Origin of the sequence: Sulfurihydrogenibium sp. (genome assembly GCF_027448985.1) — a bacterium.
Classification (GTDB): Bacteria; Aquificota; Aquificia; order Aquificales; family Hydrogenothermaceae; genus Sulfurihydrogenibium.
This window is the reverse complement of sequence record NZ_DAIDMN010000053.1, coordinates 1-10,031: the sequence shown is the minus strand read 5'-3', so window position 1 is coordinate 10,031 and position 10,031 is coordinate 1. Positions and strand designations below refer to the sequence as shown.

Genomic DNA, 10,031 nt, shown 5'->3' with positions numbered 1-10,031 from the left:
CCAGTGGTAGTTTTACTTTATGATACCACTGGAGGTTTTTTATTTCATCTTTTTTTCGAATTGGAAATTAGGGTTATTATAACACTTCAAAAAACCCCCTTGTGGTATAATTTATTAATTAAGGTTAAGTGTTTACAGATTTTGGAGATTATATTTTGACTTACGAAGCGTTTTCAAGAAAATACAGACCAAAGTCTTTTAAAGAAGTTATAGGTCAGGATTTTGTAGTAAAAACACTGAAAAACGCTGTAAAACTTGGAAGAATATCCCACGCATACATATTTTCAGGCTCTAGAGGTGTTGGAAAAACTACTATTGCAAGGATACTTGCAAAGGTTTTAAATTGCAAAAATCCAGTAGATTATGAACCTTGCAATCAATGTGAAAACTGTATAGAGATAGATAAAGGCTCTTTTCCTGATATGTACGAGATAGATGCAGCATCAAATCGTGGTATAGACGATATAAGAACAATCAGAGATAATGTAAACTACCAACCAATAAAAGGTAAATACAAGGCATACATAATAGATGAAGCTCATATGCTTACAAAAGAAGCTTTTAACGCTCTTCTCAAGACTTTAGAAGAGCCACCACCAAGAAACATTTTTATTTTAGCAACTACAGAATTGTACAAAATTCCGGATACAATAAAATCAAGATGCCAAGTCTTTTTATTCAAACCACCTACAAAATCTCAAATAAAAACATATCTGTTAAGAATCCTTGAAAATGAAAATATTCCCTATGAAGAAGAAGCTGTCGATTTATTAGCTCAGGAATTGGAAGGTGGTATGAGAGACTCTGCCAGTCTTTTAGACCAAGCAGTAACTTATTCAGAAGGAAAATTGACTGTAAAGTCTGTTGAAGAGTTGTTAGGAATAGTTCCTTTAAATTACATAAAAAAAGCACTAAACTATATAAAAAATCAGGAAATTCAACCTTTTATAAAATTACTTGATGAAGTAGAAGACAACGGATATGACATAAACATATTTTGGAAGGAGCTTTTATCTAATCTTCAAAAATCCTTAATAAATATCGTTATGAATCAGAAAGATGAACACTTTTCTAACCAAGACCTAAAAACTCTTATATACATAAAAAACCTCTTTAACAAGGCATACTCTGAAGCAAGAACCTTTGTAAATCCAAAAGATATATATCAGATTTACATATTAAAACTCAGTTATATAGATGCCATAAAATCTATACAACAACTTATCGAAGGAAATTTTGAGTTTGGAAAAACAACTCCTCAACAAATTCAGAAGGAAAGTACTCAAATTAAAGAATCAACGGAGCAAAAAACTCAGTCAGAAGAAAACCAAAACCTTCAAAAAATAATAACTCAGATAATAAAAAATGAAAAGATAATAGCTCCTTTACTAAAAGAAGCTGAAATCAAGGAAGAAGAAAACAGTATTTTCATAAAGTTAAAGGATAAATCTCAGGAAGAAATCTTAAGTTCCCATTTTGATATACTAAAAAAGTATTTTCCAAATAAAAACATAAATATATCCGCTCCTCAAGTCAAAGATAAAAAAAAAGATAAAAAAAGAGATGAAGTGGTAGACAAAGTTTTAGAGCTTTTTCCAGGCTCAAAAATACTAACTTACAAAGAAAAGGAGGATTAGATGTTTAACTTTGGAAACCTTGCAGAGCTTATGAAACAGTTTCAATCAATAAAGGAAAATGTAGAAAAAGCAAAAGAAGAGTTGAAAAAGGAAAATATAGTGGTGGAAGTTGGTGGTGGAATGGTAAAAGTCGTCAGCAACGGACTTGGAGATATTCTTGATATAGAAATAGACAAATCTCTTCTAAAAGAAGAAGAGTATCAAGTACTAAAAGACCTTTTAATATCAGCGGTAAATGAAGCATCAGAAAGGTCTAAAGAAGTTATGACTCAAAAACTCTCTGAAGCATCCGGATTGCCAATGAATCTATCTAAATTCGGTGGTTTATTTTGAATTACATACCCCAATCCTTAGCTAAAGTGATAGAAGAAATATCAAACCTTCCCGGATATGGAGAGAAGTCCGCCCAAAGGTTTGCAACAAACCTTTTAAAAATGCCTCGTAGCGAAGCAGTGGATTTAGTAAGAAATCTTGCGGTAATGCTTGATAAGATTCATCCATGTTTAGAGTGTGGAATATACACAGAAGAAGATATATGCCCAATATGTAAATCAACAGAGAGGGATAAAGGTTATATATGTGTTGTAGAAGAATCATTTGATGCATATACTATAGAAAAAACTGGTAAGTTTTCCGGAGTTTACCATGTTCTTGGAGGAAGACTATCTCCTTTAGAAGGAATAGGACCAGACAAACTGAATATAAAATCACTTATAGAAAGAATAAAAAAATATTCAGCAAAAGAAGTGTTGATAGCCACAAATCCCACAGTGGAAGGAGAAGCAACCGCTAACTACATCCACAATTTATTGAAAAAATATCCATTGAATATAACCCGATTGGCTTACGGTCTTCCATTTGGTTCCGTGTTGGAGAACGCAGACGAATTTACATTATCCAAAGCCTTGGAGCACAGAATTAAAGTGTGATAAAATAAAATAAAAAATGGAGAGTGAACCTTTGAGTAAAGATAAACTACCCTTAGAAAAGGATGTAGATATAGAACTTGAATATAAAGTTTACCATCTTTGGGATAAAGTTAAAAAGTATCTTAAATTTATAGTAGCAACCGTATTGATTTTATTTATCTTTTCCTTAGGATACTATTTCTACAAACAGAAAAAAGAAGAAGAAAACCAAAAAGCCTCTGTGTACATAACAAAAATAAACAACCTTTTAGCAGATAATAAAAAAGACGAAGCACAAAAACTCATTCAAGAATTTGAAAAAAACTATAAAGATACAGATTATTACAAAGTAATCCTTGCTTACAAAATAATGATGATGAAAGAAGAAAACAAAGAAGATATAAGTTTGGCAAAAGAGTTAAAGAATAAACTTCAAACAGAGCTTTCAAAGGGTATGATAGAGTATGAAAGCTACCTTGAATACAAATCTGGAAAACAGAATGAAGCAAAAGAGATGTTAAAATCAATCAACAAAGAAGATTACAACTACATTTCTGCTCAATCTTTATTAGCTTTAATTTACAAAAAAGAGGGAAACTTCCAAGAAGCAGAAAAAATATTTAAAACAATTCAAGAAAATAAAAATTACAGATACTTTTCAATATTAGCAAGAGAAAATTTATAGGAGTGTAAAAGTTGGAAAAGTTGTATGAAGGAAAAGCGAAGATAGTATACAAAACAGAAGAACCAGACAAAGTTGTAATCTATTTTAAAGATGAAGCTACCGCTTTTAATGCTCAGAAAAAAGACATCATAGAAGGAAAGGGAATACTAAACAATAAAATCTCATCTATATTCTTTAATTTACTAGAGAAAAATGGTATTCCAACCCACTTTATAAAACAGTTATCAGATAGAGAGATGCTTGCATACAAAACAACTATAATTCCTGTTGAAGTAGTTGTAAGAAATCTGGCAACCGGAAGTATTGTAAAAAGACTAGGTATCACAGAAAAAACACCTTTTAATCCTCCTTTGATAGAGTTTTATCTAAAAAATGACCAACTTGGAGACCCAATAATATGCTATGAACATATCTTAGCCTTAGGTTTAGCAACGGAAGAGGACATAAAAAAAATAAAAGAACTTGCATTTAAAGTTAATCAAGTTTTAAAAGATTTCTTGAAGAATATTGATATTATTTTGGTAGATTTTAAACTTGAATTTGGTAAAAAAGATGATGAAAGTATAGTAGTAGCAGATGAGATATCTCCGGATACTTGTAGATTTTGGGATGCTAAAAGTGGGGAAAGGATGGATAAAGATAGATTTAGACTCAATTTGGGAGACCTATCAAAGTATTACGAAGAAGTTTTAAGGAGGTTGGAGGGTGAGAAAAGTTAGAAAAGCTGTTATACCTGTAGCCGGATTTGGAACAAGATTTTTACCTGCAACAAAATCCACTCCTAAGGAGATGATGCCTCTTATAGATAAACCAATTATTCATTACATTGTAGAAGAAGCTGTAAAATCCGGAATAGAAACAGTTATTTTTATCACAGGAAGACATAAAAGAGCGATAGAAGACTACTTTGATTACTACCCCGAACTTGAGCAGATTTTAGAAAAAGGGGGAAAAGAAAAAGAGATAGAAAAGCTAAGAGAAATAAGTAATATGGCTGAGTTTGTTTACATAAGACAGAAAGAGCAACTTGGGCTTGGTCATGCTGTATTAACAGCAGAAAGAGTCGTAGGAGATGAACCTTTTGCAGTTTTACTTGGTGATGAAATAATTAAAAACGAAACAAATCCTGGAATAAAACAGCTTATAGACGTTTACTACAAATTTGGAAAATCCGTGATAGGAACAATGGAAGTTTCAAAAGAAGATGTAAGTAAATACGGAATAGTGGATGGAAAAGAAGTTGTAGATGGTATAAAACTTGTTGATAAATTGATAGAAAAACCTTCCGTTGAAGAAGCTCCTTCCACAACAGCTATAATTGGTAGATACGTTCTTACGCCTGATGTTTTTGAAGCTCTAAAAAACACACCTATTGGTAAAGGAGGAGAGATACAACTTACAGATGGATTATCTATTTTAAGACAAAAAGAAGTTATATATGCAAAGGACATAGAAGGTCTAAGACATGATACAGGAAACAAAATAGGATATTTAGAGGCTATAATGGATTTTGCATTAGAAAGAGAAGACGTTAAAAATGAATTTATAAAAATAATGATGCAAAAGTGTAGAGAGATTGAACAAAGTTAAAGCAAAAAAGCAGTTTGGACAGCATTTCTTAGTCTCTGAGAATGTAGTAAAAAAAATAGTAGATGAAATTAAAATAAAAGAAGACGATATTATAGTAGAAATAGGACCTGGAACTGGTATCTTAACACAAGAAATTTTAAATAGAAAACCTCAAAAACTTTACAGTATCGAAATAGACCAATCTTTATACTCATTGTTAGAGGAAAAATTTAATAACTATCCAAATTTCAACCTTATAAAAGAAGATGCGTTAAAGGTTAATATTAAAAATCTTGCGAAAGGAAAGAAAGTTAAAATAGTTGGAAATCTTCCTTACAATGTTGCTTCTTTGATTATTATAAACTGTGCTTTTAATCTGGATAATATAGAATTTTGTGTTTTTATGGTTCAGAAAGAAGTTGCAGAAAAGTTGAAAGCTAGTCCAAAGTCAAAAGATTACACCTTTTTATCAGTTTTTATTCAAACGTTTTTTGATGTAGACTACATTATGAGCGTTCCTGCAAGATTTTTCTCTCCACCACCAAAAGTGACTTCTGCCGTTGTTAAACTTACTCCAAACAATAAATACCACTTGACAGATATTAAAAAGTACAAAAATTTTGTATCTTATCTATTTGGAAATAGAAGAAAAATGCTTCGGACAAAAGTAGATGAAAAAATACTTGAAAGAGCAAATATAAAACCAACATTAAGGGCTGAAGAGTTAAAAGTAGAGGATTTTGTTAGATTGTTTGAGGTAGTAAAGGATGATGATAGGCAGTTTGTTGATGGAAATTCACATACATGATTCAAGTTCTTTAAAAGACAAAAGAATGGTGATAAGGTCTTTAAAAGAAAAGTTGAAAAGTAAGTTTAATGTTGCTGTTTCGGAAGTGGACAATCAGGATTTATGGCAGTTGGCAACTGTTGCTGTTGTGACGGTTGGTCCAGATAAAAAGTATGTAGAAAATGTTTTACAAAATGTTATAAATTTTGTTGACATTAACTTTCCAGAGTTACATATCAATATAACAAAAGAAATATTTTAAGGTGGTGTAAAAGATGAGAGAAAAATCTCATAGAATGGAAAAAGTAAATATGATGTTAAAAAAAGAAATATCAGACATAATTACCCATGAGTATGAAGCCGGAAAAGAAAACTTTATCACAATAAGCGTAGTTGATACAAAAGCAGATTTAAGTCAAGCTGATATATACGTTTCCGCATTAAAAAACGAAGACCAGATAGTAGAGGAGTTAAATAAGGAAAGTGGTCATATTAGGTATATCTTAGGTAAAAGAATCCGGATAAAAAAAACACCAAAGCTGATTTTCAAAAAGGATATTTATAAGCTAAATTTCTAAATTTTTTATTTTTTCGTAAATCAGATTTTTTGGTAAACCATATTTGTTAGAAAGAAGGAAAGCGATTTCCTTGGTTTTTTTTCCCTCTTTTTTTAAATTTTTAGCTTCTTTAAGTATTTCTTCTATATCTATATTTTTTTCTTTTTTAGGATAAACAAGAATAACAAACTCACCTTTTAATTTTTCTAAATTATTTTCAAAAAAGTTTACAATTTCAATAGGCTTTCCAAAAATGAAAGATTCATGGATTTTAGTAAGCTCTTTTGCAACTACTACATCAGCATCTGGATTCAATTTATTTAACAAATTCAGTGTTTTTAAAACTCTTTTTGGACTTTCATAAAGAATAAAAGTAAATCCTAAATCTATATATTCTCCTAAATCTGTTTCTCTTTCTCTCTCTTTATTAGGTAGAAATCCGACAAACAAAAATTTATCTGAAGGAAGACCAGAGGCAGACAGTGCTACCGCTGCAGCAAAAGGACCTGGAATTGGAACAACTTCTATACTACTTTCTCTTGCCTTTTTTACAACTCTGTATCCTGGGTCAGATATACATGGTGTTCCCGCATCAGAAACAAGAGCAACATCTTCTGTTTTTAAAATATTTATAAGTTTTTCAGATATTTCCTTTTCATTGTAGTTATGATAACTAATAAGTTTTTTACCAGATATACCGTAATGATTCAAAAGTTTAAGAGTTTGCCGAGTGTCTTCAGCAGCAATTATATTAACAGATTGTAAAACTTCTAAAGCTCTTAAAGTTATATCTTTTAAATTTCCTATAGGTGTTGCCACAACATAAAGTTTTCCCATTAAGGAAGCCTTAACACTCCTTTAATCAAACTCCCATAACCTATAAATGTACTATTTTTATATACTGCTACTTTGCCATCAGGTAAATATTTTTTAGACTCTATTTTTAGTTCTTTTGAATAGTTTAAAATAAGCTTATCAATGTTTATAACTTTTGAAGAGTAAGGTTCTATGACGGTTTTATCGTAAAGTTTTATAGTCTTTCCATTATCCTTTATGAACAATGACACATCTATCAATCTTAGAGCTGTGTTGTTTTTTACCTCATAAAATCCATTAAAAATAACTTTATCATTTTGAATTTCTGCATTATAAATAACATCCCATTCAAATCCAGATACAGGATAAAGAATGTTTAATCCACTTGAAGTTGGTTTTTCAGAAAAGAGTTTTATGGTTAATTTAGGTGCCATAAGGTCTTGCCATTTTAACGAAGAAGAAAGTCTATTAGGAAAAACCGGAAGAGTTGTTATTACAACTCCATTTTTTGTATCAAGTGTAATATATCCATCTTTAACTGCTATAACTGTACCCTTTACTAACCTTCCTTCACCTTCTATTGATATACTTTTTCCAACCAAGTTTTCAACCCAATTTTCTTTAGTCGGCTCTACCATATATCCGGATACTTTTACATCTCTATCAGTAGGTTTAATTAAAACCGATTCTACTTTTGCAACAGGCAGAAGTTGGATAGGTCCGACAACAGTTTCTCCTTGAGCCAATAAAAATTGAGAATACTGTATATAGGTTGACAACTCTTTCTTACTTACAATTAAACTATCTGCGTAAACCTTTGATAAAACTCCTATTGAAAAAAATACAAAGAATATGAATTTTCTCACTTGTAACTCCTTTTTTAAGTTAATAAATGATTATTATACAATGTTTTGACCAGTTAATCCAATCAAATCAAGTAAATCTTCCAATGATACGGATTCAACTTCAGAAATTTGATCATCTATAAGATTATTTATCATACTCCTTTTTTCTTCAAGCTTTTGAATAATTTTTTCTTCCACTGTATTTTTAGTTATAAAACTATATATATTCACAGCTTTATTTTGACCTATTCTATGAACTCTATCTTCTGCTTGCCAAACTTTTGCAGGATTCCAATGAAGGTCAAAAAATATAACATAACTACTACTGGTAAGTGTTAATCCCTCTCCAGCAGCTGATATTGAGCCTAAAAATACAAAACAATCTTCATCCTCCAAAAATCTTTTTACAGATAACTCTTTTTCCTTTTGATTCATAGAACCGTGAAAATAAACTATGCTTTTTTGAGGTAAAATTTCCAAAAGATTTTTATTTATTTTATCAATTCCCTCATGAATAAAATTTGAAAATATAACTATTTTTTCTTTTTGGTCTGTTAGTTCTTTTACAATTTCTTTTAATCTATTTCCTTTTGGGCTATAATGGGAATCAGGTGGAAAATTACATATCTGTCTTAATTTTTGTAAAGAAAATATAATATTCTGTTTAAACATCGTGAAAAAGTTTTTTTCATAATGAAATCTTTTATATATATCAAAAAGTCTGTTTTTTTCAAAGCTTAAATATTTTTCATAGTAATCTTTTTGAGAAGGTGACAGTTCGAATTTTTCAATTTCAGGAGGAAATTTTTCCGGAAGGTCCTTTAGGACATCCCTTTTTAGCCTTCTAATCATCATAGGTTTTAAAATCTCTTTTAACTCTTCTGGATTCTTCTTTTCCAGTTCCTTTTCCTTGGGTAAAAGAAACTCCAGTAAAGATACTAACTCTTTAATATTATTTTGAAGAGGTGTTCCAGATAATGCCCACCTATATTTAATTTCTTTTGATAATGTTTTTATTGCTTTTGATTTGTATGTATCTTTATTTTTTATATTATGAGCTTCATCTAAGACAACTATATCTAAATCTTTAAAAAATGATTTAAGAATGTTAAACTTATCTTTATAATCATTTTTTATAATATCATAACTAATTATATACACATGACTTTTAACTTCATACATCAACTCTCTTATTTCTTTTGAATCATTTAAGACAATATATTGTAATTCAGGAGCCCATTTTTTAATATGTTCTTCCCAAATATTTAATAGATTTGATGGAGCAACAATCAAAGCTTTTTTAATTATACCTTTTATAAACAAAATTCTTAGAGCTGTTGTAGTCATAACAGTCTTTCCTGTTCCCATCTGATCTGCAAGTAGTGCAGATTTATTTGTTAGTAAAAATTTAATACCCTGAATCTGATAATCAAAAAGTTTAGATGGAAAATTTAAGTCAGAGGGAATGTCAAAACTTATATCTGGAGTTAGAATAGGTTTTATAATATCGAAAAGAGAGAGATTTTTATAAACATTGGTTATTTTTTTACTTTTTCTAATCTTTTTTGACTCAATTTCAAAAACATTATCTTTTAGATTATAAATTTTGCCTTTTGTTTTTATATTTTCAATATCACTAAATAAATTAGAGCTCACTTTACCAAAATTAATATCAAAATTTATATCAAAAATCTTTAAATGTTTAAAGTTGTCAAAATCAACTTTATATATTTTAATCATATAATCCCATCTTATCAATATAATCTATTGCTTTTTCAATTCTTTTAAAAGGTTCCATAATATCTGAATATTTAAAAATTTCTACTAATTCTTTATTTAGCTGAGAAATATTTTTTTCATCAACTGCTGCATATTTTACTAATACCGGTTCAAATTTTCCACTTGATGAGATTAATTTAAAAGAGTACTTTTCTTTTGGTTTCCATTCATCAAATTTTTCTAATAAGAAAACAGGTTTCGGAAAATTATTTCTTAGATTTAAAAGTATTTTTTCTTTACAAAAGATATAATCATATTCACTTTCCATTGAATTAAGTAAATGAATTCCAACCTTTTCAATAAATAAAGCTTCCTTTAAAGTTTCACCATATATTATTTTTTGCAATTCACCAACACAAAATTTTGATGTTACTCTAAATTCTATTGGTTTTAACTTTTTATCTACTATTAATGTCCCAAATCTAAGATAATTATCTTCTCTTTCAAC

Annotated in this window: 13 protein-coding genes; 9 read left to right on the top strand and 4 right to left on the bottom strand. The window is 29.5% G+C overall.

Translation table 11 applies throughout. The features are described 5' to 3' along the window. Positions 1-155 precede the first annotated feature (155 nt). From dnaX to rbfA, 9 genes are read left to right on the top strand one after another with little or no spacing between them, the layout of a single operon-like run. Positions 156-1,637 carry a DNA polymerase III subunit gamma/tau gene (gene dnaX / locus NE054_RS05560; RefSeq protein ID WP_297889596.1) on the top strand — a complete coding sequence of 494 codons (1,482 nt, stop codon included), beginning with the start codon at positions 156-158 and terminating at the stop codon, positions 1,635-1,637. Then, on the top strand, positions 1,638-1,970 hold the full coding sequence (locus tag NE054_RS05555; protein WP_297889594.1) for a YbaB/EbfC family nucleoid-associated protein: 333 nt from the start codon (positions 1,638-1,640) through the stop codon (positions 1,968-1,970). Further along, positions 1,967-2,566: a recombination mediator RecR gene (gene recR, locus NE054_RS05550; RefSeq protein WP_297889591.1), complete on the top strand. Its 600-nt coding sequence runs from the start codon at positions 1,967-1,969 to the stop codon at positions 2,564-2,566. The genes NE054_RS05555 and recR overlap by 4 nt, the downstream gene beginning before the upstream one ends. 31 nt (positions 2,567-2,597) lie before the next feature. Further along, the gene (locus tag NE054_RS05545; protein WP_297889587.1) at positions 2,598-3,230 is read left to right on the top strand and encodes a tetratricopeptide repeat protein; all 633 of its coding nucleotides are present in this window, start codon (positions 2,598-2,600) and stop codon (positions 3,228-3,230) included. An 11-nt stretch (positions 3,231-3,241) separates the two neighbouring features. Beyond that, positions 3,242-3,949: a phosphoribosylaminoimidazolesuccinocarboxamide synthase gene (gene purC / locus NE054_RS05540; protein ID WP_297889584.1), complete on the top strand. Its 708-nt coding sequence runs from the start codon at positions 3,242-3,244 to the stop codon at positions 3,947-3,949. Then, a complete protein-coding gene (gene galU / locus NE054_RS05535; RefSeq protein ID WP_297889582.1) occupies positions 3,936-4,820 on the top strand; it encodes a UTP--glucose-1-phosphate uridylyltransferase GalU in 885 nt (294 codons plus the stop codon). Before purC ends, galU begins: the two co-directional genes overlap by 14 nt. Beyond that, the gene (gene rsmA, locus NE054_RS05530) at positions 4,807-5,607 is read left to right on the top strand and encodes a 16S rRNA (adenine(1518)-N(6)/adenine(1519)-N(6))-dimethyltransferase RsmA (RefSeq protein WP_297889579.1); all 801 of its coding nucleotides are present in this window, start codon (positions 4,807-4,809) and stop codon (positions 5,605-5,607) included. Before galU ends, rsmA begins: the two co-directional genes overlap by 14 nt. Then, positions 5,588-5,848: a DUF503 domain-containing protein gene (locus tag NE054_RS05525; protein WP_297889576.1), complete on the top strand. Its 261-nt coding sequence runs from the start codon at positions 5,588-5,590 to the stop codon at positions 5,846-5,848. Before rsmA ends, NE054_RS05525 begins: the two co-directional genes overlap by 20 nt. Positions 5,849-5,861: 13 nt before the next feature. Then, on the top strand, positions 5,862-6,164 hold the full coding sequence (gene rbfA / locus NE054_RS05520; protein WP_297889573.1) for a 30S ribosome-binding factor RbfA: 303 nt from the start codon (positions 5,862-5,864) through the stop codon (positions 6,162-6,164). Here rbfA and rsmI read toward each other — a convergent pair. The 4 genes from rsmI to NE054_RS05500 all read right to left on the bottom strand — a co-directional run. After that, positions 6,153-6,980 (bottom strand): 16S rRNA (cytidine(1402)-2'-O)-methyltransferase, encoded by an 828-nt coding sequence (gene rsmI, locus NE054_RS05515; protein ID WP_297889570.1) that lies wholly within the window; start codon positions 6,978-6,980, stop codon positions 6,153-6,155. The two genes, rbfA and rsmI, sit on opposite strands and share 12 nt — an antisense overlap. Further along, a complete protein-coding gene (locus NE054_RS05510; protein WP_297889568.1) occupies positions 6,980-7,825 on the bottom strand; it encodes a hypothetical protein in 846 nt (281 codons plus the stop codon). Before NE054_RS05510 ends, rsmI begins: the two co-directional genes overlap by 1 nt. 33 nt (positions 7,826-7,858) lie before the next feature. Beyond that, positions 7,859-9,544 carry a DEAD/DEAH box helicase gene (locus NE054_RS05505; RefSeq protein WP_297889566.1) on the bottom strand — a complete coding sequence of 562 codons (1,686 nt, stop codon included), beginning with the start codon at positions 9,542-9,544 and terminating at the stop codon, positions 7,859-7,861. Continuing rightward, positions 9,537-10,031 (bottom strand): hypothetical protein (locus NE054_RS05500; protein ID WP_297889564.1); only part of this gene is annotated, 495 nt, incomplete at its 5' end. The genes NE054_RS05505 and NE054_RS05500, both read right to left, overlap by 8 nt.

Excerpts from the sequence above, each read along its gene's own strand:
- NE054_RS05505 (WP_297889566.1), bottom strand. The coding sequence starts at position 9,544 with ATGATTAAAATATATAAAGTTGATTTTGACAACTTTAAACATTTAAAG.
- rsmI (WP_297889570.1), bottom strand. The coding sequence starts at position 6,980 with ATGGGAAAACTTTATGTTGTGGCAACACCTATAGGAAATTTAAAAGAT.
- NE054_RS05555 (WP_297889594.1), top strand. The coding sequence starts at position 1,638 with ATGTTTAACTTTGGAAACCTTGCAGAGCTTATGAAACAGTTTCAATCA.
- rbfA (WP_297889573.1), top strand. The coding sequence starts at position 5,862 with ATGAGAGAAAAATCTCATAGAATGGAAAAAGTAAATATGATGTTAAAA.
- NE054_RS05525 (WP_297889576.1), top strand. The coding sequence starts at position 5,588 with ATGGAAATTCACATACATGATTCAAGTTCTTTAAAAGACAAAAGAATG.